Annotated in this window: 21 protein-coding genes; 13 read left to right on the forward strand and 8 right to left on the reverse strand. The window is 43.6% G+C overall.

Going from position 1 to position 26094, the window contains the following annotated elements; translation table 11 throughout:
- Nucleotides 1-258 precede the first annotated feature (258 nt).
- The 4 genes from MSP8886_RS20330 to MSP8886_RS20345 all read right to left on the reverse strand — a co-directional run bounded on the left by MSP8886_RS20330 (nucleotide 259) and on the right by MSP8886_RS20345 (nucleotide 6317).
- Nucleotides 259-1071 (reverse strand): OmpA/MotB family protein, encoded by an 813-nt coding sequence (locus MSP8886_RS20330; RefSeq protein ID WP_067020410.1) that lies wholly within the window; start codon nucleotides 1069-1071, stop codon nucleotides 259-261.
- A 3-nt stretch (nucleotides 1072-1074) separates the two neighbouring features.
- Complete coding sequence (locus MSP8886_RS20335; protein ID WP_067020414.1) at nucleotides 1075-1842, reverse strand: motility protein A; 768 nt, start codon at nucleotides 1840-1842, stop codon at nucleotides 1075-1077.
- Between the two features lie 165 nt (nucleotides 1843-2007).
- Complete coding sequence (locus MSP8886_RS20340; protein ID WP_067020416.1) at nucleotides 2008-5118, reverse strand: efflux RND transporter permease subunit; 3111 nt, start codon at nucleotides 5116-5118, stop codon at nucleotides 2008-2010.
- A gap of 44 nt (nucleotides 5119-5162) precedes the next feature.
- Nucleotides 5163-6317, reverse strand: coding sequence for an efflux RND transporter periplasmic adaptor subunit (locus MSP8886_RS20345; RefSeq protein WP_067020419.1), 1155 nt, complete (start codon nucleotides 6315-6317; stop codon nucleotides 5163-5165).
- 290 nt (nucleotides 6318-6607) lie between these two features.
- Here MSP8886_RS20345 and MSP8886_RS20350 point away from each other — a divergent pair, with 290 nt between their 5' ends.
- Genes MSP8886_RS20350 through MSP8886_RS20365 form a run of 4 tightly spaced genes read left to right on the forward strand, consistent with a single transcriptional unit; the run spans nucleotide 6608 to nucleotide 13740 of the window.
- A complete protein-coding gene (locus MSP8886_RS20350) occupies nucleotides 6608-8554 on the forward strand; it encodes an ATP-binding cassette domain-containing protein (RefSeq protein WP_067020422.1) in 1947 nt (648 codons plus the stop codon).
- 21 nt (nucleotides 8555-8575) lie between these two features.
- The gene (locus MSP8886_RS20355) at nucleotides 8576-9184 is read left to right on the forward strand and encodes a DUF2760 domain-containing protein (protein WP_067020425.1); all 609 of its coding nucleotides are present in this window, start codon (nucleotides 8576-8578) and stop codon (nucleotides 9182-9184) included.
- A gap of 3 nt (nucleotides 9185-9187) precedes the next feature.
- A complete protein-coding gene (locus tag MSP8886_RS20360; RefSeq protein WP_067020428.1) occupies nucleotides 9188-10957 on the forward strand; it encodes an Hsp70 family protein in 1770 nt (589 codons plus the stop codon).
- 2 nt (nucleotides 10958-10959) lie between these two features.
- Nucleotides 10960-13740 carry a hsp70 family protein gene (locus tag MSP8886_RS20365; protein WP_067020431.1) on the forward strand — a complete coding sequence of 927 codons (2781 nt, stop codon included), beginning with the start codon at nucleotides 10960-10962 and terminating at the stop codon, nucleotides 13738-13740.
- 48 nt (nucleotides 13741-13788) lie between these two features.
- On the opposite strand, the gene MSP8886_RS20370 is transcribed toward MSP8886_RS20365, so the two are convergent.
- Nucleotides 13789-14715 (reverse strand): lipase family protein, encoded by a 927-nt coding sequence (locus MSP8886_RS20370; protein ID WP_245659161.1) that lies wholly within the window; start codon nucleotides 14713-14715, stop codon nucleotides 13789-13791.
- A 125-nt stretch (nucleotides 14716-14840) separates the two neighbouring features.
- Between MSP8886_RS20370 and MSP8886_RS20375 the strand changes: the two genes are divergently transcribed.
- Nucleotides 14841-15584, forward strand: a complete 744-nt coding sequence (locus tag MSP8886_RS20375; RefSeq protein ID WP_067020434.1) for a class I SAM-dependent methyltransferase — start codon at nucleotides 14841-14843, stop codon at nucleotides 15582-15584.
- A 104-nt stretch (nucleotides 15585-15688) separates the two neighbouring features.
- Nucleotides 15689-16138, forward strand: a complete 450-nt coding sequence (locus tag MSP8886_RS20380; protein ID WP_067020437.1) for a GyrI-like domain-containing protein — start codon at nucleotides 15689-15691, stop codon at nucleotides 16136-16138.
- Nucleotides 16139-16317: 179 nt separating this feature from the next.
- On the opposite strand, the gene MSP8886_RS20385 is transcribed toward MSP8886_RS20380, so the two are convergent.
- Nucleotides 16318-17235, reverse strand: coding sequence for a ParB/Srx family N-terminal domain-containing protein (locus MSP8886_RS20385; RefSeq protein WP_067020440.1), 918 nt, complete (start codon nucleotides 17233-17235; stop codon nucleotides 16318-16320).
- 410 nt (nucleotides 17236-17645) lie between these two features.
- On the opposite strand from MSP8886_RS20385, the gene MSP8886_RS20390 reads away from it, so the two are divergent.
- The 4 genes from MSP8886_RS20390 to MSP8886_RS20405 all read left to right on the forward strand — a co-directional run bounded on the left by MSP8886_RS20390 (nucleotide 17646) and on the right by MSP8886_RS20405 (nucleotide 22320).
- Entirely contained in the window at nucleotides 17646-18257 is a 612-nt protein-coding gene (locus tag MSP8886_RS20390; protein WP_067020443.1) for a 3'-5' exonuclease, read from the forward strand.
- A 155-nt stretch (nucleotides 18258-18412) separates the two neighbouring features.
- A complete protein-coding gene (locus MSP8886_RS20395; protein WP_067020446.1) occupies nucleotides 18413-21082 on the forward strand; it encodes a DEAD/DEAH box helicase family protein in 2670 nt (889 codons plus the stop codon).
- Between the two features lie 40 nt (nucleotides 21083-21122).
- Nucleotides 21123-21602: a GNAT family N-acetyltransferase gene (locus tag MSP8886_RS20400; protein ID WP_067020449.1), complete on the forward strand. Its 480-nt coding sequence runs from the start codon at nucleotides 21123-21125 to the stop codon at nucleotides 21600-21602.
- A gap of 106 nt (nucleotides 21603-21708) precedes the next feature.
- On the forward strand, nucleotides 21709-22320 hold the full coding sequence (locus tag MSP8886_RS20405; protein WP_067020452.1) for a MarC family protein: 612 nt from the start codon (nucleotides 21709-21711) through the stop codon (nucleotides 22318-22320).
- A gap of 25 nt (nucleotides 22321-22345) precedes the next feature.
- Here the strand turns inward: MSP8886_RS20405 and MSP8886_RS20410 are convergent, their stop codons facing one another.
- Both MSP8886_RS20410 and MSP8886_RS20415 read right to left on the reverse strand, forming a co-directional pair.
- Complete coding sequence (locus MSP8886_RS20410) at nucleotides 22346-22831, reverse strand: putative 4-hydroxy-4-methyl-2-oxoglutarate aldolase (RefSeq protein WP_067020455.1); 486 nt, start codon at nucleotides 22829-22831, stop codon at nucleotides 22346-22348.
- Nucleotides 22832-22973: 142 nt separating this feature from the next.
- The gene (locus MSP8886_RS20415; RefSeq protein ID WP_067020458.1) at nucleotides 22974-23492 is read right to left on the reverse strand and encodes a hypothetical protein; all 519 of its coding nucleotides are present in this window, start codon (nucleotides 23490-23492) and stop codon (nucleotides 22974-22976) included.
- Between the two features lie 36 nt (nucleotides 23493-23528).
- Here MSP8886_RS20415 and MSP8886_RS20420 point away from each other — a divergent pair, with 36 nt between their 5' ends.
- The 3 genes from MSP8886_RS20420 to efpL all read left to right on the forward strand — a co-directional run bounded on the left by MSP8886_RS20420 (nucleotide 23529) and on the right by efpL (nucleotide 25743).
- Nucleotides 23529-24683 carry a M14 family metallopeptidase gene (locus tag MSP8886_RS20420; RefSeq protein ID WP_067020461.1) on the forward strand — a complete coding sequence of 385 codons (1155 nt, stop codon included), beginning with the start codon at nucleotides 23529-23531 and terminating at the stop codon, nucleotides 24681-24683.
- A gap of 1 nt (nucleotide 24684) precedes the next feature.
- Nucleotides 24685-25038 (forward strand): nucleotide pyrophosphohydrolase, encoded by a 354-nt coding sequence (locus tag MSP8886_RS20425; RefSeq protein ID WP_067020464.1) that lies wholly within the window; start codon nucleotides 24685-24687, stop codon nucleotides 25036-25038.
- 132 nt (nucleotides 25039-25170) lie between these two features.
- Complete coding sequence (efpL, locus tag MSP8886_RS20430; RefSeq protein ID WP_067020467.1) at nucleotides 25171-25743, forward strand: elongation factor P-like protein EfpL; 573 nt, start codon at nucleotides 25171-25173, stop codon at nucleotides 25741-25743.
- Nucleotides 25744-26094: the final 351 nt, after the last annotated feature.

The following is a 26094-nucleotide window of genomic DNA, read 5'->3' on the forward strand; positions in this document are numbered from 1 at the left end:
ACACCCTGCAAAAGACGTGGCCGACTTAACTCCAAGGCGCTGGAAGCACCTGTTCGCAGACAAGCCGTTGAAATCGCCATTGCTCTGAGTCAGTGGCTGTCAATGACTCCCTAGAATGAACGCTTACCTGAAAAGCCATTGCCTTGATAGTATGTCACCTGAAAAGAGAATGCTGTCTTATTGATGCATTCTCTTTTTTTACATCCGAAGATTGAAGCAGGCCTCTTTGTTAAGTGTTTATCTACCTGAATTTCCCAGTTACGGAAATGCGGGTGGCTTGGTGTTCTGAGGTTTCTGAGTTTTTTCTTTTGTGGCTGACTTGGGCATTCTTTCTAAAACAAACTCAGCACGACGGTTTTTAGCACGATCCGCTGCTGTGTCATTTGGCACAAGTGGGATACTGTCAGCATAACCTGTTGCTGTCATTCTTTCGGGTGAAATGCCTTTGTCTAGGAAGTAGCGTAAAATAGTGGTTGCACGAATTGCCGACAACTCCCAGTTGCTTGGGAAGCGAACTGTTTTAATGGGAACGTTGTCCGTATGACCCTGGATGTTGATTGTATAATTTGGATACTTCTTAAAGGTATAGAGCAAGGTGTTTAAGATAAAATCGGCATCATAACCAATCTCGGCCTCACCTGAGGCAAATAAACTTTTGCCATCGACACGTATAATGAGTTTGTCTCCATTTTCTGAAACAGACACCATTTTATTTAATTTATAGGCATCAAGTTGTCTTTTTAGATCTCGCTCCATCTTGGGAAGGTTTGCATCTGGGGCATCTTCGTCTGTTTGTGAATCGGTTTTACCGGACTTTATGTCAGTATTTTTTTGGGGAATGGTGGTAATGATTTTATTCCCACCTTGAGATGGTTTGTTATCTGTTCCTTTGATGTCATTTTTGTTTGAAATGGCAATTTGTATAGAGGATAAAGTTGACTCTAGAGTTGATTGAGTCATTCTGGAAAGCGAAAATAACAGAATAAAAAACACTAAAAGCAGGGACATTAAATCGGCAAAGGTGAATATCCATGTTGGCACGTCGTCATCTTCGAAAAGAGGATCATCCATCGTTTAATCCCTCAGACCAACAGGTTTACGTTGATGGGCTGGGACATAAGAGGAGAGGCGTTCATAGACGGCCAGATAGTTATTGCTGCCCATCATAGCGATGGTGCCATCTCGGATGATCTCCAAGGTTTGTATTTCTAAAATGGTTCTGGCTTTGAGTTTGCCTGCAATGGGTTGGAAGATAACCGTTGATAAAATAGAACCATAGAAAGTGGTTAATAGCGCAACCGCCATAGCGGGCCCGATGGCTTCAGGGTTATTAAGTTGGGATAGCATTTGAATCAGACCAATTAATGTCCCAAGCATCCCAAACGCTGGGGCGTACATGCCCATTTTTTTAAACACGTCTTGAACCACATAATGACGCATTTTTAACGAGTCAATATCGGCTTGTAGGGTATGGCGAATATAGTCCTCATCGGAGGCATCAGAGGCCATATTGAGCGCTCTTTGTAAGAAAGGGGAGTCGGCTTTTTCACGGCTTAACGCCATTAAACCTTCACGACGAGCCACTCTGGTTAGTTGTAACATGGTGGCAATCATCTGTTGTGGATTCTGTTTGTCCTGGGTAAAAACAATGGCGGCTGCACGAAAAGCGGCCATTGTGTCTTTGAATTGAAATGTAAACAGTGTGGCGGCGATGGTGCCGCCAATGACAATCATAATGCCCGGAACGTTGACAAAAATGCTGATATCGCTACTACCGTAAAGAATCGCAGAAACGATTAACGCGAGACCGGAGATAATTCCTACAAAAGACGTAAAATCCATAAATTAATAAGCCTAGTACGATACATAATGTAATAAGGTTGACATTATGTAGAGGGTTTATTGACATGACAAGTTATGAATTGTCGATAGTTTTTAATTTTGTTTGGCTTTTGTCTCTGTTTGTGTTTTTTCCATCCCTGATCTCACGGTTTTTGTGCCACCAGTTCAAAGGCGATTTAACCTTTCCCTGCGGCGATACCCTAATACCAATAAGCAGGGAGTGAGTATAAGAGTTAATGGTGTGGCGAAAGTAAGGCCGCCTGCGATGGCTGTTGATAGTTGAGTCCACCACTGAGAAGAGGGGGCTCCCACACTGATATCGGCCTGCAATAGATCGATATTGAGCTGGAACACCATAGGCACTAAGCCAAGAATCGTGGTGATAGTGGTGAGCATGACTGGACGAAGGCGCTGGACACCGGTTCTAACAGCCGACTCTTTTACCGACAACCCCTGACTTCGCAACACATTAAAGGTGTCGATCAAGACAATATTATTATTAACAACGACCCCCGCCAGTGCAATCACACCGACACCGCTCATGACGATGCCAAAAGGATCTCCTTTTACCATTAAGCCGACTAGCACGCCCATGGTAGAGAAAATAACCGCGCTTAAAATCAATACACATTGAAAGAAGTTATTGAACTGTGTCACAAGTATAATGGCCATAATGAAGAAAGCGACGCCAAAGGCTTTCAGCAAAAAGCTTTGCGCCTCTTGCTGGTCTTCACTATTACCACGAAATTGATAGCTGACAGCCTTAGGCAAATGAGAGTTATCGAGCTCTTTTTTGATTTGCTTAATCACTTGATCAACGACTAATCCATCTTTTACATCAGCGCTAATTTTCACTGTCTTTTTACCATCAGTACGGTTGATTACCCCTTGTTTTTGAGAGGCGTAGCGATGAATAAAGTTGCTGGCAGGAATGGGCCCTTGATCGGATGGAATCTGTAAATGATCCAGTTGCTCTAAACTGCGATTGTTAATCGGGTAACGTAGGACAATGTCAATTTTGTCGTCGGCGCCTTCCGGTAAGAAGTCACTTAGCTTAATACCATTAGTGACTAGCTTGATGACACTGCCCAGTGTATTGACGTCGACACCATAACGAGCTGCCTTAGCTCTATCTATGTCAAAACGCCATTCGATGCCAGGCAGTGAACGGTCATCATCGACAGAGATAATGGCATCGCTGGCCTTTAACTTTTTAATCACAGCATCGGCGGTTTTATTGAGTATCTGGCCGTAATTAGAACTGAGCTGTAATTGAATATCGGTGTCGGACTGTGGGCCATTTTGTTGCACCACAGAGGTGACTTGGATTCCTGGAATGTGTTTTGTCTTCTCTCTAATGCGCTGCAAAATGACACTGGCAGGCTCACGTTTATACCAGTCGATAAATTCCATGGTGAGTTTGCCAATGCTATCTGGTGCATCATTATTATTGACCCTAGCATAAGAGGTGGTAACCAGGCTGGTAATATTAGGATTGCCTAGTACGAGTTTCTCAACCTTTTGTACCAGTTTGTCTTTTTCTGCCAGTGATAAGTTGCCACGTGCGTGGACTTCCAGTTGTGCCACTTCTGGCTCTATATTGGGGAAAAACTCCACCCCTTTGCCAAATTTACCATAGCTGATAAAAATAGTGACCAATAGCAAAATAGTAGCAAACAGTACCCAAATAGGGTACTCAATCAGTTTGCTGAGCACGCGGCTGTATGTTCCGACAAATCCCTTAAGTTGTTTTAGATCACCCGATTCTGCTAAGGCTAGCGTATTGAGCATTTTGGGCGAATAAGCCCCTTTTTTACCGATTAAAGAGCCTATGGTTGGGATGACAATAAGCGCCATGATAAGGGAAGAGGCGAGAGTTGCGATAACGGTAATGGGCATAAAGCGCATAAACTCTCCGGCAATGCCTGGCCAGAAAAGTAAGGGAAGAAAAACAGCTAATGTGGTGGCGGTGGAAGCGGTAATGGGCCACGCCATGCGCTTAGCGGCTTCAGCATAAGCTTCTTTTTTCGTGGCACCTTCTGCGAGTTTTCGATCGGCATATTCGGTTACGACAATTGCTCCATCTACTAGCATGCCAACACTTAAAATCAAAGAAAACAGCACAACCATGTTGATGGTGTAGCCTTGAATATTGAGTAATAAAATACCCGCTAAAAAGGCTCCGGGTATGGCGATGCCAACTAGAAGGGCGCTGCGAATACCTAAAGCCCAAACAATGACAATCATTACCAATAATGTAGCGATTAAGACGTTATTAAAGAGATCGTTGAGAGAGGTTTCAATTTGTTTGGATTCGTCTTGGGTAAACTCATACTTCACACCTGTAGGCCACTGTTTACTGGCTTGTTGGGTGATGGCTTTGACCCCATTGATGGTCTCTATGATGTTGGCTCCGACCCGCTTAGATACCGCCAACGTAATACTATTGCGTCCTTCTACGCGAGCATGGCTTGTTGGGTCTTCAAAGCCAAGTTCTCCGCTGGCAATATCCCCTAACAGTACTACCTGATCACCATTTACCTTAATTGGTAAATTTAAAATATCGTCTTTTGTTTTGAGTAGACCGGGTACTTTAAGAGGAAAGCGGCCAGCCCCTGTGTCTAGATTTCCCGCTGCAACGAGTCGGTTGTTATTATCAACAAAATTCATCACATCAGGCAGCGACAGGTTGTAGGTGTTGAGCTTATCTGGGCGCACAACAATGTGTGCTTGTTGATCCCTATCACCACTGATTTTTGCCTCAAGTACACCTGGGCTAGCCTCTATTTTATCTTGTAAGTTATTAGCAATTTTACTCAATGTGGCGAAGTCGACATTGCCGTATAAGTTGATGCGCAATACGGGGAAGGTGGATAAATTAATTTCAGTAACCGTGGGCTCATCTACATCGCTTGGTAGTTCACTCTTGGCACGATCGACCTTTTGCTGGGCATCAATTAGCGCTTGATCAATGTCTGTGCCTTGCTGGAACTCTAAAATAATCGATGCATGTCCTTCGGATGCGGTGGAGCGAATTTCCTTGAGGCCTTCTAAACCTTTTAGTTCTTTTTCTAAGGGCTTGACTAAAAGACTATCAGCGTCCTCAGGAGAAATGCCTTCTAATGAGACCGATACATAAGCCATTGGAATGGTAATATCGGGAGTGCTTTCCTTAGCAATGCTGATATAAGAGACAATGCCAGACACAATCACCAAGGCAAATAATAATAGTACCGTTCGGGAGCGTGCGAGAGCGGCATCAATTAAGGTTTGCATAGTATGAATTCCTTTTTTCTAAATGCGTAGACCGTATAGCCATTCTAGTTTGCTTGTTCGGTTTGTGGTGTGGCTGCATTGTCAGTCTCATTGTCAAAATGAGGCGCTACTTTATCTCCTGCTTTTACAAAGCCTTGGCCGACGGTAATGATGGTTACCGTATCAGGTAATCCCTCCACCCAGACTTTGTCTCGTTCTGATTTGAGGGGGGTGACAGGTAAGAGTTGCACAACATTGTTTTTATCAAGCGTCTTGACTGCGGTATGCCCTGCCTTATCCAGTGTTAATAAGGCCGCTGAGAAAGCATGAGCATGTTGTTGATCCAAGATAAAGTCGACATCAGCGGTTATGCCTGCGGGAGTAGTTTGATTTGGGTTAGCAATGGTGAGTTCCACAGGAATCGTTCTACTTTGTTGATTTGCGATAGCGCTGATGTAGTCGACTGAGCCCATAGCTGTATAGCCAGAGTCAAGTTTCACCTTTCCTTTTGTCCCGAGATGAATGTGCTGTATTTTGTTTTGTGGAATGGCCACTTCGATGTGTAGAGGGTTGAGCGAGACCAGAGTACCTATGGTCGCATCTTTTGCTAATTGTTGCCCTTTTTCCACCTCTACCGTATTCATTACACCATCAAAGGGGGCGGTAATTGTCGCGTTTTCGAACTGCACCTCAAGTTGCTTAAGGTTACTTTTGGCTGTCCCTAATAAGGTTTTCGATTCAGCCAATTTGACCTGAGAAGAAAGGTTGCTTTTGTTTAATTTTGTGATGCCATCCAGTTCTAAATGGCGCTGTTTGACTAGGAGGCGAGCTTCTTCTAATTGGGCTTTTAAGGTCCGAGTATCGACTTTGAGCAGCACATCACCCGCCCTGACAAGATCGCCTTTTTTAACCGGTAGCGACGTGACTTTTCCTGCATATTGGTTGTGTAGTGTGACGGTTTTACCCGCCATGGTTTGGCCTGATAATGTCAAGTGCAAATCAATTTTTTGGGCATGCAGTTGTTGGGCCTGTACAGACGTCAAGGAGGTCGTTTGTGTATGAGCTTTAGCCGTCGAATCGGCTGTAGAAGGAAGTGTATTTGCTTTTTTGCGATCATGTTGAGCGGTAATAATGCCTTTTCCACCGATCAATAGCCAGCTAGCAATGACGACAACGATGAGTATCGCCGTCATCGGCCCTAACTTAGTTTTCAACGCCATTTATATCTCCTTATTTGGCTGACATTGGCTTCTCAGTACGAACGAATCAGATCTAGAGAACGCGTGAGATTATAGGCATAAAAAGAATTCATTAACACATTGTTGCCTTGATTATTGCAAAAAGCTTAAGGTGTAAGGAAGTTAGATTGTTATAAAAAAACAGACTCAGCATAAAAATCGTTCATCTAAATAGGATTTTTGCCTTTTGAAGCCCTGTATTCACTAAACCTTCATTAGGAAGGGTGCTACTATAGCGCCACAAAAAATTTACACTATTTATATGGATAGATATGAGTCTATTGTCGTTAGAACAGGTTAGTGTTGCATTCGGACATAATCCGTTGCTGTCGAAAATCAGCTTTTCTGCTGAAGCAGGTGAGCGTGTTGCCATCATTGGTCGTAATGGTGCGGGTAAATCCACTTTTCTAAAAGTGGTTGCGGGTGAACAAATACCAGATGAAGGCGTGGTTCGTATTGAGGGTGGTATGAAAATCGCTCAGCTTCCTCAAGAACTGCCAGATGCCAATGAAAAAACCGTTCGTGAAGTCGTCAGTGAAGGGGCAGGTCAAGCCCATCATTTGATGAAACGTTACTTTTCCTTGCTAGAGGATTTTGAAAACGATCACTCCCATGAGCTTGGTGAGATCCAGGCAGAGCTAGATAAAATTCAAGGGTGGGATTTAGAGCAGCGTGTGAACCATATGGTTCAGCGTTTAAGATTGCCTGCTGAAAAACTCATGTCGGAGTTATCTGGTGGTTGGCGTCGTCGCGTTATTTTGGCACAGGCGTTAATTTCGAATCCCGATATTCTGCTACTTGATGAGCCAACCAACCATTTGGACGTACCAACCATCGAATGGATGGAGCAACAACTCCAACAATTCCGTGGCTTGATCTTATTTATTACCCACGACCGTCGTTTTCTAGAGAAGCTGGCCAATCGTATCGTGGAGCTGGATCGCGGTAATTTGATTTCTTTCACCGGAAACATTCATGAGTTTCTTGTTTTCAAAGAAAAATTGCTCGAAGAAGAAGAGCGTGCCAATGCTCTGTTTGATAAGCGTTTGGCTGAAGAGGAGGTCTGGATACGCCAAGGAATAAAAGCCCGTCGAACGCGTAACGAGGGGCGTGTACGTGCCTTGAAAGCCTTGCGACAAGAGCGTTCCGAACGTATTAATCGTCAAGGTAATGCTAAAATGGCGATTGAAACGAAAGATAAATCGGGCAAACTGGTGGCGGAATTCACACAAGTAGGTCATGCATTTGAGGATAAAGTGATTCTCAATCCCATGGATTTTATTGTAAACCGTGGCGACCGTATTGGTCTGATTGGACCAAACGGCTGTGGTAAAAGTACGTTTTTGAAAATCCTGCTGGGGGATTTGAAACCAAAATCCGGCACCGTTCGTCAGGGGACCAAACTGAACGTTGCTTATTTTGATCAGCTGCGTGAGCAACTTGACCCTGAGCAAACGGTGGCAGAAAACGTTGGCGAAGGCAAAGATACCATCGAAATTAACGGCCAGAGCAAACATGTGATTGGTTATCTTGGGGATTTTCTGTTTCCTCCTGAGCGGGCACGTACCCCAGTTAAGGCATTATCAGGTGGTGAGCGAAACCGTGTATTGTTGGCGAAACTCTTCACGAAGCCTGCTAACTTGCTGATCATGGATGAGCCGACCAACGATCTAGACGTCGAAACCCTAGAGCTTCTGGAAGAACTGTTAATGAATTACGATGGCACTTTACTGCTTGTGAGTCACGATCGTTCATTTCTAGATAACGTGGTGACGAGTGTGATTGCCTTTGAAGGCGAAGGTAATGTGAAAGAGTATGTTGGTGGTTATCAAGACTGGATCCGTCAAGGTGGTAAGTTCCCCGCAGAATCCACGTCGCAAACGGATGATGTACCAACTAAAAAAGAGCAAGCAAAGGCCGAAGCGAAAAAAGTTGCAGAAGCCACCCAGCAAGCGACTTCTAAAGCAGCAGCCTCCACTCCTAAACCAAAAACAAAGCTGAGTTATAAACTGCAGCGTGAATTTGATGCAATGCCAGAGACCATTGCTAAGTTAGAAGAGGAGATTGCGGCATTACAGGCCACGACAAGTTCTCCTGATTTTTATACAAGTGATGCGCAAAACATTGAGCAAACCTTGGCAAAGATGGCAGACAAAGAACAAGAGCTTGAAACCATGATGGAACGTTGGCTAGAGCTTGAAACTATGCAGAATGGATAAACCGCGCAGAATGGGTAATTTATGACACAAAAAATTCAACCAGTTTCTTTTATATCGCGCTTTTTTGGTGCCTTTGGCCAATTCTTCAAATACATGGGCAGTGGTGATTATGCTGCTCGCTGTCAGCATGTAGGGCAAGGTGAGTTACTTGCATTTGAAGCTGAGCCCAAAGTGATTACCAAAGAAGTAGAGATCATTCGGGAAGTCGAAGTGGCGTCGCCAACGCTTGATACCGTCAATGAAGACGGTGCTCATCAATTATTGCAATTGCTTCAGCAGGAAGCGCGTTTTATCGATTTTCTACAAGAAAGCATAGATGAGTACAGTGATGCCGATGTCGGTGCGGCGTCTCGGCAAATTCATGCGGGTTGCGCAAAAGTATTAAAACAGCATTTCACTATTGATGTGGTGTCTCTCGACGTAGTGAACAGCGCTGTCGAAAATAGCCGAGTAGAAGTGCCTGCGGATTACGATGCGAAGCAAATTAAGCTGGAAGGGCGAGTGGAAGGCAAAGGGCCTTATAACGGCACCTTGATCCACCCAGGCTGGAAAATCACTGAAACGCGCTTACCCAAAGTCAGTGATACTGACAATTTAACCATATTAGCGCCAGCCGAAATCGAGGTATAAACAATGAATCAATATTTTATTGGTATCGATTTGGGTACCACGCATTCGGCTGTCTATTATTCACAGTCTGCTCAGGCGTCATCAGACACTCATTCCATGCCAGCGGCTATTCAGCAGTTATTGATTCCGCAGTTTATCGCTGCGGGTCAAGTTGATGCTCGACCTTTGCTGCCATCTTTTGTGTATTTCCCCCATCAAAGTGAGTTTTTAGACAGCGATTTACAATTGCCTTGGGGAAGTACGTCATCAGTGGTTGGACAATTGGCCCGCGAACTGGGGGCCAAGTCGGCTGGTCGACTGGTTCAAAGTGCAAAAAGCTGGTTATGTCATGCTAGGGTGAATGCCGATGAAGCTGTCTTGCCTGTTGACGCCTTACCAGAAGTGCAAAAAGTCTCACCTGCACAAGTGACAGAAACCTTATTATCTCATTTAGTGAGTGCTTGGGAGCATCAATTTCCCAATGCGCCTATCGCGGAACAAACCGTGGTGATTACTGTGCCGGCCTCGTTTGATCCAGCGGCTCGAACCATTACCGAGCAAGCGGCCGCTAAAATCGGTTTGCGAGCCCGTTTGATTGAAGAGCCATTAGCTGCCTTTTATGCTTGGTTAAGTGATCAGCAAAACTGGACCGACAGTCTGGACGTCAACGAGCACATCCTTGTGGTCGATGTGGGGGGCGGCACGACGGATTTATCGCTCATCAAAGCCGTCGATCAAGAAGGAGCGTTGGGCTTAGAGCGTGTGGCGGTTGGTCGACATATTTTGCTTGGCGGCGATAATATGGATCTAACCTTAACCTATCATATGGCGGCACAACTTGCGCAAAATGGTACGAACCTTGAGCCTTGGCAAATTAGTGGTTTGACGCAAGCTTGTCGTGAGGCGAAAGAGCGTTTGCTGTCGAATCCGGATTTACAAGATGCGAGCGTGGTGGTGCCAAGCCGAGGTCGTAGTCTGTTTAACAACAGTATCAAAGCGACATTGACGCAAAACGATGTACAGCAATTATTAATTGACGGTTTTTTCCCGCAAGCCACGCTAAGTGAGCAAGCTCAAAAAAATGCCCGTAGCGGTTTTAGCACCATCAATTTAGAGTACGAAGGTGATCCAGCGATCACCCGTCATATTAGTGAGTTTTTATCTCAACACGATGTAACGCCGAGCAAAATATTGCTAAACGGCGGTGTATTTAATGCCAGTGTAATTCGCTCAACACTGGAGGCGCGTTTGGCTTATATGTTGGGGGACAGTAAATTTACCATGCTGACGCCTTCACACTTAGACCACGCCGTTGCTAAGGGCGCAACTTACTATGCCCAAGTTCAAGCGCAAGGTGGTGTTAAAGTAAAAAGTGGTTTGGCGGCGAATTACTATATTGGTGTGGCAAGCCCTATGCCAGCTATTCCAGGTATGGCACCGCCAGTCGACGCGATTTGTGTGGCCCCTTTTGGTTTGGAGGAAGGCTCAGAAGAGCAGATGCTGCCGAATGAATTTTCTCTGGTGGTGGGGGAAAGCGTGACATTCCGCTTCTTCCAGTCGCAAAGCAGTGATGTAGATGAAGTAGGTAACGTTGTTTCTTCATTCTCTCTTGGTCAGTTAAATGAGTTAAATCCTTTGTCGATTCGTTTAGATGCAGGGCATTATCATGAAGGGGACATGGTGCGTGTTTATTTGACCGCACGAGTGACGGAGTTGGGCCTACTATTATTGCAAGCACACGATACGCAATCTGACCTAAGTTGGACCATTGAGTTTCAAGTTAGGGAGGCGTAAACATGGCACAACCGACGTTTCGCGTAGGGATTGATTTAGGGACAACCAATTGTGTTGTCTCTTATATTCCAGCCTCGACAGAGGCTTCTTCTATGAATGCCTCGTCAGCATTGCCTACGCCACAACTGTTACCCATTCCTCAAGTAATGGCGGATGGGTCGGTGCAAGAGTTTACCCATTTGCCGAGTGCCATTTATTTATTGGCGTCAGATGAAATAGGCAAACTGGACCCTGTATTGCCTTGGCGTCATCATGATAAAGAACGGATTGTGGGGATGGGGGCATTAGCCCTTGGACAGCGTCGGGCAGGGCAACTGGTGCAAAGTGCGAAGAGCTGGTTGAGCCATCGCCAGGTCGATCGTCGTTCGCCAATCCTCCCTTGGGCAAGTGAGTTCGCGAAAAAAGTCAGTCCATTAGAGGCAAGCCAAACCCTTTTACAACACATTAAACAAAGTTGGGATCATCGCTTCCCTACGGCGCCTTTAGCTTCGCAATCCATTGCCTTAACACTCCCTGCTTCTTTTGACGAAGAGGCGAGAGCCTTAACGTTAGAAGCTGCTAAACTGGCTGGCTTGGATAACCTCTATCTGCTTGAAGAGCCTCAAGCCGCTTGTTACCACTACATCAGTGATGATAATCGTCTCGCTGCCCTGTCCGATAAGAAAATGCTCTTAGTGGTCGATATTGGTGGGGGGACCAGCGATTTTAGTTTAGTGGCGATTCGCTCTGTGGAAAACACAGCGAATGTGGAAAGCGAGCAGAATGCTGCGATTTCCCTAAAGCGTATTGCCGTGGGCGAGCATTTGTTACTGGGGGGCGATAATTTAGATCAAGCACTGGCATTTCAGCTCGATCCTAAGCAAATTTCCGCTTTATCAGCAACACGACTGGCGGCTTTGGTTCAGCAGACCCGTCAGGCGAAAGAAACATTTCTAGGACCGAACGCGCCAGAGTCCTTAAACATCTCTGTTTTGGGGGGCGGTAGTCGATTAATAGGCGGGTCACAAAAGTTTAATGTCTCAAGAGGGGCGCTATTAGAGCAAGTCAGTCAGGGTTTTTTTCCCTTAGTCAGTGCCAATGATAAGGTGCACAAAAACGATTACGCTATGCATACCTTGGGCTTGCCTTATGAATCAGACCCTGCTTTTACACGTCATCTAGCGGCTTTTTTACAGCAACACAAAGTGGCGATTGAGGCGGTGACGGGGTCGGCTATGCCGGATGCCGTGTTGTTTAACGGGGGATTATTTAATAGCCCAGTTTTAAAAGATCGCCTAGTGGAGCAGTTGAATTCTTGGTGTGCTGAGCCAATTTTGGTGTGTACTGCCGACGAGCCCAATAATGCGGTTGCTAAAGGGGCCGCCATGTACTTAAACGCTTTGTCGGGAGAAAGTACGCGTATTGAAAGTGGCGTGGCACACAGCCTGTATTTGAAAGTGGGCGACGATCAATTTGTGGGGATTTTGCCTAAAGGAACACTTAAGGGTGAAACTATTACTTTAGGCCAAGCCTTTTTTGTTACCTTGGGTCAGCAAGTACAGTTTCCTTTATATCGCTCGGATGATCATGTTGAGTGTTTAGTTGGGGTGGTGCGTAGTGAAGATGGGCTACATTATATTTCTACATTAACAACTGAGCTTGATGGTTCAACGGAGTCAGAAGAATGTGCTGTGACTTTAGCGGTTCAGATGACAGAAGTAGGGGTATTACAAGTATTGCTGAAGGCGAATAATCAGCGTGATCAGTGGCGTTTGGATTTTTCCACGCAATCTCGCCCTTCACAAGGCTCTTCACAAGGTACGTCTGGACATGATGATTCAGGACAAGTCGATGAAAGTGGTTTGCTGCATGCTAATATGGGGCAAGCAGAAGAGCATCTGGCCAAATGCTTTTCAAGCGTAGGTCAAAAGCAACAGCCCGATTTAGTCAAATCGCTTAAACAAGATTTGGAACAGTTACTAGGTAATCGAGATGATTGGAACCTAGCCACGTCTCGTCGTCTGGCCGACAAATTACTTAGCTTAAAATCTGGTCGACTCAAAAGTGCCCAACATGAGCGCCAGTGGTTACAGCTTGTTGGTTACTGCTTACGTCCAGGTTATGGTGCCGCTGAGGATTTAGCTCGTGTTCAGCAAGTGGTCAATATCACAAAAGCGGGCACACAATTTGATACCGCACCAGTGTGGGGGCAATATTGGACGCTTTACCGTCGCATTGCAGGCGGTTTATCTACCGAGCAGCAAACGCATTTGTTTAAACAGTTTAGTCAGTATTACTCACCATCAGGGCAACGCTCTCGGGATAAAATGAAAGCACTAACGACCAAGTCCAGCGACGACTTGATTCGCCTTATGGGCGCGTTAGAAAACCTAGCGATGGATGACAAACAGACTGCGATTGATTGGTTGCTCAAGCGTTTAAAAAAATCCTCTGAGCCAGACACTGCATGGTGGACAGTAGGACGCATTGCTTCGCGCCATTTGTTATCAGGTCAGCAAGAACAGCGTATTGAAGAGAAGAAACTCCTCCCAATATTGGACATAGTCCTCAAAGAAGATTGGAAAAAACGCAAACAAGCGGGTCTTGCAGCGGTACTGATGAGTCAAATGAGCCTTAGTGAATCTAAGGAGTTAACTGGTTATCGCAAGAAAGTCGCCAATAAATTGAAAAAAGACAAATGTCCAGTTCAATGGCTAGAACGCCTAGAAAGTCGCCATGAAATTAACAGTGATGAGCTGAATGCGTTAGTCGGTGAAAGTTTGCCCATAGGGCTTCGTTTATGACATGCGTACCCTCTTTGCTCTTTAACTGCAAAGAGGGGGATGCTTTTTTCAATCTATGGAAATCCCAAACAGCTTAATATCGGCTTTATAAGGCACTTCAATAGGGTCTGTTTGCAGTCCATCAATCAGTTTTAGATAAGTCACCATCATATGAGCTTGAAGATTCTTTTCGTTAGGAATGGACGAGGTGAATTTGGTGGCTCTGAGCATGCTTTTTAGTCCGCTAGTTTCGGCGTATGTTTTATTACCTTCCAAGATGATCTCTTTCCCCATATGCCAATAAATATCCAAGTCTTTAATCTGCATTGGGCTAATAGGTGGGACCAGCGGAACAATATCATCAAAGGTAACGACGCGTATTAACGGCAAATCGGAAAATTTAGTTGTGCCTGCGACGTTAGTGACTTTGGGTTGACCGAAGGTAATGATCTGTCCAATAGGGTAATGACCTTTTTCCAAGTACATTGCGAGCACGACGGCGATAGCGCCACCTAAACTGTGCCCAGTAATATGAATTGGCTGGTTTTTCACTAAGTAAGGTTTGATATTGTCATAGACGGCTTTTGCAGCTGAGTCAAAGCCTTGGTGTAGTTTGATGCCTAGAGTCGGGTCGAGCTTTAATTCAAGGTCTAAATCCAACATAGCATTTTCTAGATTGTCTGTTCCTCTAATCGCAATGGTCTGAATACCCTTTTTCTGACTTAAAAAATAACTCACTTGAGAGCTTGGAAGGGTGGCCTCATGTATCAGTGTCTGTCCTTGCTTTTGCAAAGACCTTTTTAGCCCTGATGGCGTTAGGTAGGTATCCGCTGATAAGGTGGCTTGTGTCTTTATCTGTGCGAAGTTTTGGGCGCCAAAAGCCAATTGAAACGGGGTGAGTAAGACGAGAGAAAGAACCATTAATAGTGTTTTTATCATAATTCTCAGCATAAAGGTCACAGTTGGTGGTGCCAGAGTACAAGATGAAATTGTCATCTTGTAGACACTTTTCACGAAATAGACACTTTCCATAGACATTATTTGATAACGTGAATAAGTTAAATCAGTGTAACACATGACTTCCACATAACTTTGCCTATTCTCTATGGCGAGGAGTGTTTATGGCGTTTTTTTCTCTAGAGGAATCGGCGGCTCGATACAATGAATATCGGCCAAAGGTGCACGATGTGATTAAAACATGGCTTGAAGAGGCAGGTTGTAATGATGGTTTTTCCAGAGGACTGGATGTTGCCTGTGGGACGGGAGACTCGACATTACCGTTAATGGCCCTATGTGATGAGGTGATCGGAATCGATATCTCTGAGGCGATGTTAAAATACGCTAACGGGAAATCTATCTCAACCGCGTTGATGTCTTATCAGCACGCTTTTGAATTGGGCAAATTCGATTTGATTTCTACTTGTATGGCATTTCACTGGTTTGACCTAGAGGAGGCAGTAGAAGCCTATAAGGCGGCTTCACAAAACGGAGCGGTCTGGCTCATTTATAATTTTTCCTTTGGTGGTAGTGAATCCTGCGAGGCGTTTAATTGGTGGTTGATTAACTACTATTTCAAGCATTATCCAACTCCCCATAGGAACAGCCAAGTTGCCAATATTCAATATGAACAGGGCATTACTAAGCTTGCTGATGGTAAAGGGACGTTGCCTATTCATATGAGTGTTGAGGCGTTAATAAAATACCTCACGACTCAATCCAATGTTGAAGTGCAAGTCAAAGCAGGGAAAGCCTATGAAGAGATTGAAAGAGAATTAATGGAGCAGATTACACCGTTTGGACTTAATCCACATTTTAGTTACAAATATACCTATGAAATTTATCGCTTTGACGGTCATGATTTGTAATGTGAGCGTGAGTGCTATCTTGCGTATGATAAGTCTTTTATATTATTGAAAAACGCATGATAATGAAAAGCTACCATCATTTATTTGCCTAGGGAGTAAGCAGTATGGAACAGGTATATTTTGAAGAGAAGCGACTCTTAGGGTTAAGTGAACGCACTAACAATGCCAATGAAACACAGCCAGAAACCACCAAAATTGGTGGTTTGCATCAATCCTTTGCTCAGCAAATCAAAGTTAACTACACCAATGGAGACAGTCTATACGGCGTATATTACAATTACGAGTCAGACTATACGGGAGATTTCTCCATATTGGTCGGAACAGAAAAAGAGACAGTTCGAACTTCTACACCCCTAGAAGGCGTGACGCTTCCTAGCGGCGATTACCTGCGTTTTTCCAAAGAGGGAGAGATGCCACAAGCGGTGATCGATGCTTGGGAGGAAATTTGGCAGTACTTTTCTGACTCTGATTGCCCACACCACCGCTCTTACACCGTGGATTTTGAACACTATACCAGTGACAAGAAAGTCGATATTTATATTGCCATTAAATAGTGATTACTGGTGGTTGTGGATACAAATCACAACCACCAGTAATCATGTTAGAGCTCGCACTAGGTTTGCTTAAATGGACACAGTAGAGATATGAAGCTTGGTTAAAAGCTTATTGACGCTGCGGTAGAACAACAAGCCCTCGTACATTTTCCAAATGGCGATAGTGATGCGGCGACGAGCTATAAGCTATTTTTGTATGCCAGCATATAAGCTATTTTTCCTTTTTTGGCTTTGAATAATTTCTTAAAGGCTTTTTTATCAAAGCTAGCCAACTGGCCCATGGCTTTAGTGGATTGACCGGATCCCCCCACATTGCTGCTTTTAATATCTAAAATAGCGTGGCTGATCGCCATAATGGCTTGGCGGTAACCTTTTTCTGTTTTCAGATTGTATTTATTTAGATCAACGTCGCTGCGAAGTTCTTTAGCCCAATAGAATTCAAGAAACGGAATGGGGTGCTGTGGCTTTTTCCAAGCGATACCTCTTGAAAAGTACATCATGGAACGATACTTATCATTTTCAAAGTGTTTCATACCGAGGGATGTTGGTAGCTGTTGATAGGTAATGGGTTGGCCACTGCTATTTTCTAGCCAAGTATTGCCATCTTTTCGCATAGCGCGCCAGAATTGCTGCATATTGGCGAGGTTGCGGTAATCTTTAGCGACTAGTACGTTCACTTTAAAATGTGCACCCCCACCTTGCATTTGCCAAAAAGCATTAAAGGTATGGTGCCCATCTGTGAGGTAATATTGATTATTCGGCGCAATGACAATGGTTTTCATGTCTTTTGGGTGGGCGCCAACCTTATCTTCACAAGTAAAACTTGTCGGGTCGTTCGGTTTTGATGCTTTATCAAAGTGCGCCAAGCCTTTTTGTCCATTTACTTCACAAATTTCATCAAATAGCTTTTTAGGGGCTTTCTTAAAACGACCTAGCTTATAGTAGACTTGGTCGTAACCGATGGCTGGCTGAGTAGGATGTATCTGATCCAGCGATACCTTAGTCACATTTCCTGCGTGTAGTGCTGCCCCATTGGCAAAGCTAGACGCGACTAATAAAAGTGCCAATATAGGCGTAAAAAGTGCTTTAGCATTCATTAAAGATCCTCGGAGAGCAGTGAAAAAGTAAGTAGAAATAGTTGGTTAGGTGTGCTTGGTTTAAAAATCGTATTCTACAAAACTTGTATGGCATTTTTGTGATAAAAGCAACAAAGTGGGATGGATTTTATCGTATTTTTGTTAAAGTCTAGCTAATTGATACTGGAAGCAAATGTGCAATGAAAACGTCGGTAGAAATAAAGATCATCTCGTTCACTCGGGGGAATGCTTAGCTATTTCTGTTTACGATAAACCGCTGCGATTAATTCAAAAGACTGTTTGTCTTCTATTGGCTTTTCAGCAGCATTACTGAAAATAGAGTTAAAAGCAGAAATACATGATGTATCGAAAGAACTTCAAGAAGTATAGTGTGCTTATAACTAAGCGTTAAACAATGAAAGAGACAGAGAATGGAACGCCCCACTAAGGAACAGATCATTGAATTGCCCTTGTATGTTGGCCTTGATCTTTGTGACATCAAGGTGGTTGAAAGTGAAGATGATGCAATGGAATCGTTGCAAGCTCTACAAGATCAAACCTGCCTTGGATTTGATACAGAAAGCAAACCGATTTTTCGTAAAGGGGAAGTGAGTCTAGGTCCATCGCTTATACAACTTTCTACTGAGTCTAAAGCTTTTTTGTTTCCTACTAGATTTCCTTTCGCTATTTCTGCGGCTAGGGAAATATTAACAAATCCAAAGATTATGAAAGTTGGCTTCGGTATTAAGGACGACAATAAAGAGCAACGGAAAAAGCTCAATATAGACATAGTTAACACCCAAGATTTATCAGTGACGCTAAAGCATCTAGCTGGAGAAAAAAGCAGTATTGGTGCGCGTGCTGCTGTTGCCATGGTGTTGAAACAACGTCTTGGAAAAGGTGCTCAACAATCCAACTGGGGCGCTCACCCCCTAAAAGATAATCAGGTTCTATACGCTGCTAACGATGCGCACTCTGCTATATGTGTTGAAAGGGCGCTGCGTTGTAAATCACAGCTTTCGAAGGGCATGGCATTCATTTAGATGATGATACTGTGCTCTTAATTTTACTCACTTTACCTTACCTAAATAATGCAAAGTGAGTGACAATAAATAGGCTTATAGTCAATTAAATCTATATCAAATTTTTACTTGAAATCAAAAAATCGTAAAGGAATACAGTGAAACCGTTCGAATCTATGAAATTTAAGCATCCTTGGCGCCCTTATCAGGAGCGTGTTCTCAATGTGATTAAGGATCATTTAGATGATCGGCGTCTTCATATTGTGGCTGCACCTGGGGCGGGTAAAACCACGTTAGGACTAGAAGTGTTTAGAACGCTAGGGAAGCCAACCTTGGTACTTTCACCTACTAGGGTGATTAGAGACCAATGGATCGAACGGATCAAAGACTTTGTGCAAAATGAAGATGGTTCTCCGCTAGATTGTTACCAACTGGATTGGGTAAGTAACTCGATACAAAATCCCCAAATATTAACCTCCATAACCTATCAAGCGCTGCATGCTAAATTCGCTGAAGAACTTAGTGTTAATGAAGAAGAGGATGTGAACCTTGAAGACGATGATGGGTTAAAAGATGATGAGGTAAATCGGTTTATAAAGGTTATTGAATCGCAAAATATTCAGATGATTATCCTTGATGAAGCCCATCATCTTAGATCGGAATGGTGGCGAGCACTAGAAAAGGTTTGCGAGTACTTTCCTAATGTTATTTTAGTGTCGCTAACCGCCACGCCACCTTACGATGCACAAGGATCTGAATGGAACCGATACGAGCAGTTATGTGGCCCCATTGACGAAGAAATTTCAATTCCAGAGTTGGTGAAAGCGGGAACCTTGTGCGCTCATCAAGATTTTATATGGGCATGTGATGCGACGATCAGCGAAAAAGATCAAATAAAAGAATACGATCATAGAGTATCGACCCTTTGCGATACGCTATTTCACAGCACTGAGTTCGAAGGCATCGTTTTATCGCACCCTTGGTTACAGTCAGAAAAGATAGAAGCGGAAATTATTAAAGAACCGCACGTTGCCATTGCACTACTCACTTATATAAAGGCTAAGTCGCTTCCTATGAAGGATAGCCTGATGGCACTTTTGGACATGAAAGCCGAAGACATTCCAGAGTTAGGCCGCCATTGGTGGCAGGTATTGCTGGAAAGCATTTTGTTTTCAAAAACGACACAACATACAGATGTACAAAAACAGGCCCTAGATCATTTAAAAAAGCAGCTAAAGGCGAGTGAACTACTCCATAAACGTGAGCTATCCCTAGAAAGGTCAAGGCGTATAGATAGGTCGCTTTCTTTAAGCGCTTCTAAGGTATTAGCTTGTAGTACGATTCATCAACTGGAATATAAGCATAGAGGCGAACGGCTTAGGCAAGTTGTCTTAACGGATTATATTCGCGATGAGGCTCTTTCATCTGGGTTAGATACGGGGGAAGTTAATTTAGGTGCATGGCCTGTCTTCAAAAGTATTACATCGTCTTCTGCGATTCCTGATCAAATAGGATTGCTTACTGGTAGGACGAGTATTATTCCTACTAAGAAATTGTCATTGTTGCTTCGTCATATTAAAAGTCACCATGTTAAAACGGAATCTATGGGCAACAATGGGCAGTATCAAAAGGTAGTTGCGCCTCTGAATCAGCTTACTTCAGCATTTACTGAACTCTTGATGAACGGTGATATAAAAGTGCTTGTGGGTACGCGATCACTATTAGGAGAAGGGTGGGATGCACCCGCAGTGAACTCGCTTATATTGGCGAGTTCAGTTGGTTCTTTCATGTTAACAAATCAAATGCGTGGTCGTGCTATTAGAGTTAATTCAAAGCACAAGGATAAAGTAAGCAGTATTTGGCATTTAGTGGCAATTAACACTGAGTATGATGCTGGCTGGAGTGATGTTTTTAATTTGGTATCACGCTTTCAAACTTTTGTTGGCCTTTCAGAAAAAGAACTGGCCATAGAAAGTGGCTTTGATCGCATGAACGCTACAGGTTTGAAGTCAGATAATATGTTCAATAAAACAGCCCCTATTTCTCGCAATAACAAACAGATGGTACGGCGCTATCGGAAACGAGAGCTGATTGCAGAACGTTGGAAGAAAGCACTTACCATAGACGGTACTGCACGTGTGATACCGTCGGTCAAAACAAATAAAATACCTAATTTGCGTGGTTTTGTATTAAAGCATTCCTTCTCTTATTTATTGGTACAGATGCTTGTCATATTGAGCGGTATTATGACTGGGAGTTTTTATTTATCGCTAAATAATCCTTCTTTATTATGGGTGTTGATGTTGGTTGGGATTATAGGAGCGTTGATCTATAAACTGCCCCAAACCATCTCTATGATTAAAATAGCGTGTTTTTTTCTGCCCGTAGATGGCGCCCTAAAACGAATTGGTAAAGCTCTCGCTGAGTCGCTATGCCAAGCTGGTTTTATAGAAACCTCTATTCGACGGATGGTGACGAATGTTACCAAGCTTGAAGATGGTTCTTTTTATATTGCATTGTCCGGCTGTAGTTTTTATGAATCTTCTGTATTTGCGGATTGTTTGGCGGAAATACTGGCTCCGATTGACAATCCAAGATATTTAATACTTCGAGAGGGCAGGTTTTTAGGCTCCCTACGAGACGATTATCATGCTGTCCCTATGAGGTTTGCTGCTAAGAAAGACCTTGCTCAATTATTTTATAAAGCGTGGCAAAAAAATGTAGGATTATCCGAGCTCATTTATACGCGCACAGAAGAAGGGCGAAGGAGGCTTTTGAGGGCAAAAATGAAGGCTTTTTCATCGACTTTCAAAGATGAAGTGAAAAGACAAGATCGATGGCAATAATGCTGCCTACTATACAATGTAAATTTATGGTGTTTGTGTCATGACTCAAATCCGCTTATATCAACCGAAGTATGCCAAAGCTCTTTGGTATTTGTTTTTCAGTACAGTACGAATGATTAATATTAAAGATTATTCTCTGGCCCAAGTGACAGCCTGGGCGCCGGAATCCTTTGATATGACTGTGTGGGAAAACAAGATGGCCTCTATTCAGCCTTTTGTTGCTGAATTGGAGGGTGTGATTGTTGGGTATGCGGATTTACAGCCTGATGGCTTGATTGATCACTTCTTTTGTCATCATGCGTACCAAGGAAGAGGGGTGGGTAGGGCCTTGATGAATTATATTTTTTCCCTTGCGGATGAGCGAAAAATTCCCCGTCTATACTCACATGTCAGTATTACAGCAAAGCCTTTTTTTGAGCGCTTTGGTTTTTCTGTCGAGAGTAAGCAGGCTGTTGAACTGCGTGGTCAGGTGTTGACCAATTATCAGATGGAAAGGTCGTTGAGAAAAACACTTTTTTAAGGATCATATTCTCGCTGGCTCTATACTGTCCGTCTATCGCCGCTTGTCGTAATACGCTAAACTACACGGCTTTAAGATCCTTCCAGAAAGATAGTTTGAGAGTTTAATGAGTACTGAGTTTTCTATTTTATCAACATTTCTTTTATTTCTGTTTGTTATTGACCCGTTCGGTAATATTCCAATTTTATTATCAGTGATGAAAGGTGTGCCGCAATCACGTCAGTACCGCATTATTGTGCGGGATGGTGTGATTGGCTTGGTGATTCTGGTGGGCTTTTTATACTTTGGTGCGCAGTTTATGCAATTGCTGCACTTGGAAACGGAGTCTATTTCTATCGCGGGTGGTGTGGTGCTGTTTGTGATAGCGCTCAAGATGATTTTTCCTTCCTCGACCCCAAAGGAAAAATCTGCTTTGATGGAGCCTTTTATTGTCCCTATTTCTATTCCCATGTTGGCAGGCCCTTCTACCTTGGCGACGTTATTGGTGATGGTAAAAAGTTACCCTAATGATCACAGTGATTTGCTGATTTCCGTTTTTTGTGCTTGGGGTGTTTCGGTGGCAATTCTGTTTTGTGCACCACTATTAAACCGTCTTTTAAAAGAAAAAGGCTTGGCGGCTCTTGAGCGCTTGATGGGGATGTTGCTGTTGATGATGTCTGTGCAGATGGTGGTGAATGGTGTGCGCAGTTTGTTCACACACACCTTAGCTGTATTATAAAGCGGAGTGAAACGGGAAAGGTCTGCTATGGCAAGGCCAGTGGTTGTTTAGCCACGGCAATGCCATTTAGATCACAATAAATATGGTCGCCAGGTTGGATAACGATGCCTGCAAAGCGCAGTGTTTTGCCAATCTCTCCTAAGCCGCGTTTTTCTGTTGGCATGGGGTAGGCTTTTAAGGCATGAACCCCTAAATTTACTTGTGATTGTGCGGCAACATCGCGAATAGCACCATAAATGACGATACCTTCCCAGCCATTTGACGCTGCCTTTTCTGCGAGCATATCCCCCAGTAGGGCTCGTCGAATGCTGCCCCCTCCATCAACCACCATGACTTTCCCTTTGCCATTGGTGTTGACCAATTCTCGGACACGGCTGTTGTCTTCAAAGCAGGAGACGGTGACAACTTCGCCATGAAAGACTGTCTTTTGTCCATACGATGAAAAAATCGGATCGGCAATTTGTAAGTGTTCAGGGTAAAGGTCACATAAGTCAGGGAGAATATCTTTCACGGGCTTACTATTCCAAAGTTAGGTTCAGTGTTGACTTTAGAGAGCTATGCCCGTGAAAACCAATTTTTGCTTATTATGTTCAATATTCTGTTTTAATAACTATTGTAAAGAATCTTTACTGTTTGACCTTGTGTTTTGTTGTTCACTCTTCAAACGTTTCAGGAATGTCTGATGAATGGATGAGTCCGTGCTCTACGGCTATTTGCAGTAGCAGAGCGATGATCTCATCGGGTGGCAAAAGATGGAGTGGCGTTGACTGTCCACTATCAATCAGTGCGTCATCTAAATTAATGTCGCGTTCGGCAAACCAACTGTGGATACTGTGAACTTCAAAACTGGGGTCCAGGTTTTTTGTATCGTAGGTGGCTTCAATGAGCAGACTTGTCTCTTCCGGATGCAGGGCATAGATGACATCTGTATCGAATTCATTTGTCCATTCTGCCAGAATATCACTGGCTTCGAAGCCAAATTCATAAAGCTGGGTTTCGTCTATATCCAGCGTATTTGGCTCAATGACGTGATCTTCAAGCCACTCATCGTCTGGGATAACCAAGACCTCTTTGATTTGCGCCTCAGGTGTTGACCAAGTAAATAGCAGAGGAAACGCTGGGTTGTCAGATGAGTTGGCGACAGATGTCATGAATATAGGTAAACTTGCCATAATGTAGAACCAATGTTTGATTGTAAGGAAAAGCGAATGACCAGCCGAATCAAGATCAGTAGTGCGTTTGATGGCGGTAACATCTCCGTTGTTAATGCCTCGGAGCCGGACAATATTAGAGTAAAAATCCCCAATGATACAAACTCTAAATTCCTTCAATGGTTTTATTTTCGCTTGCAAGGTGGAATGGGGGAACAGTGTGTTATTCAATTTGAAAATGCCAAAGAGGCAGCTTACCCAGATGGCTGGGTAGATTATCAAGCTGTGGCTTCCTACGACCGTGAGGACTGGTTCCGTGTTCCAACGGAATACATCGATGGGAAATTGGTGATTTCTCACCAGCCAGAGCAAGACAGCATTTATTACGCGTATTTTGCGCCGTACAGCTACGAGCGTCATTTGGATATGATCGCTTGGGCAGCGAGTCATGAGGACTGTATAACGGATCACTTAGGAGAAACTGCAGAGGGCCGTGATATTACCATGCTGGAGATTAGTAAAACCCAAGGCTTGGCGAAAAATATTTGGATTATTGCGCGTCAGCATCCTGGTGAGACGATGGCGGAATGGTTTATCGAAGGTTTGCTAGAGCGTTTGTTTGATGAGTCTCATCCTATTGCTCGTGCATTGCTGAAGCAATGTCGTTTCTACGTGGTTCCTAATATGAATCCGGATGGGGCGGTACACGGTAATTTGCGAGTGAACTCCAAGGGCGTGAATTTGAACCGTGAATGGAAAAATCCAACAAAGGAGTTCAGTCCTGAAGTCTTAGCGGTGCAGAGCAAAATGGCCGAAACCGGTGTGGATCTGTTTTTAGACATTCATGGTGATGAAGCATTGCCAGTCAACTTCGTTGATGGTTGCCAAGGTGTGCCATCATTTGATGAGCGCATGGAGGCTATGGAAACCTTATTCAAAGAGGTCTTTCTAGCAGTGAGCCCTGATTTTCAAACTGAAGTTGGTTACACGCCAGATCAATTTGGTGAAGCAAACCTGACGGTGGCGACTAAATGGGTTGGCGATACCTATCATTGTTTGTCGTTTACTTTGGAAATGCCGTTTAAAGATAACCAGAATTTACCGGATGAGCGTGTGGGGTGGTCACCTGAGCGTGCGAAAATTTTAGGTGCGGATGTGTTGTATCCGATTTATCAGGTGATTAATAGTAAACATATGAAAGCAGATAAATAATATGGCAGTTGATTCGTTGGAACGGCTGAAAATAGCTATGCGAGAGTTTGCAAAAGAGCGCGAGTGGGATCAATTCCACTCGCCAAAAAATTTATCCATGGCACTGGCTGGTGAAACGGGAGAGTTGCTGGATTGCTTTCGTTGGTTGACAGAGGAGGCCAGTTATCAGCTAAATGATCAGCAGTCGCAGGCGGTCAAGGAAGAATTGGCGGATGTGCTGCTGTTCACAGTGCGTTTGGCGGATAAATTGAATATAGATTTATTCGCCGAAGCGCAAGCAAAAATGCTTAAAAATGAAAATCGTTATCCAGTGGATAGGGTCAAAGGCAGTGCCAAGAAGTACACCGAATATTAGAGGTGTATTATCATGACCTTTTACGAAAAGTCTCTGCTTGAGCTATAGCGCTTATTTGTGAAGTCGATTAGCATCATAGCGGAAAAGCTCATTTATTTAATTGTATAAAACCTCATTTTAGGACGAGAAAAAATGCCTAAGGCTAGTGAAATTAAAAAGAATATGGCCATCGAATACGACGGTAAAACTTGGATTGTTCGTGATATTGAACGTTCTGTCCCTCAAGGTCGTGCTGGTGGTAGCTTATACCGGATGCGTATGTACGATGTGGTGACAGATCGTAAATTAGACGAGACGTTTAAAGATTCCGAAATCCTGAATCTAGCGGATCTGATTCGTCGTCCTGTGATGTTTTCTTATGCTGATGGCGACGAGTACGTCTTTATGGACAATGAGGATTATACGCCTTATAGCCTAAACAAAGAGGCGATTGAAAACGAGTTGCTGTTTATCAATGACTCGACTGAGGGGATCCAAGTTATTCTTGTTAACGAAGCGCCAGTGGCTTTGGAGTTACCCACTAACGTAGAATTAGAAGTGATTGAAACCGACCCTTCTATTAAAGGGGCTTCAGCTACCTCTCGTAATAAGCCAGCGAAACTATCGACAGGCGCTATCATTCAGGTGCCCGAGCATATTTCTACTGGTGACAGAATCAAAGTTAACGTAGAAGAACGCAAGTTTGCTGGCCGCGCTGAAAAATAAGCGCTAAAGCAATATTATATAAAGGCAGCTTACGGGCTGCTTTTTACCTTTTAAAACCATTCTTTTTTTTCTTGCTTATTTTAGTGTGCTAGTGTTGCTGTTGAGATAAAGTGTACCAAAAATACCATTTTATATGACGTACAATATGCTACCTTTCTATCATCAATACAAAAGATAACAGTCAGACATACTTCACTACATAAAAACTAATGTTTACCGTGTTTTTTTAAATATAAAAATTATAATTTTAATCATGGAGCTGAGGATAAAGGAGTAAAGACATTGAGTTGTACTCAACGCTTAATTTTAATCTATTGGTAGAATAATAATGAAATTACATAGAAAACTCAT

Origin of the sequence: Marinomonas spartinae (assembly GCF_900089775.1) — a bacterium.
GTDB classification, from domain to species: domain Bacteria; phylum Pseudomonadota; class Gammaproteobacteria; order Pseudomonadales; family Marinomonadaceae; genus Marinomonas; species Marinomonas spartinae.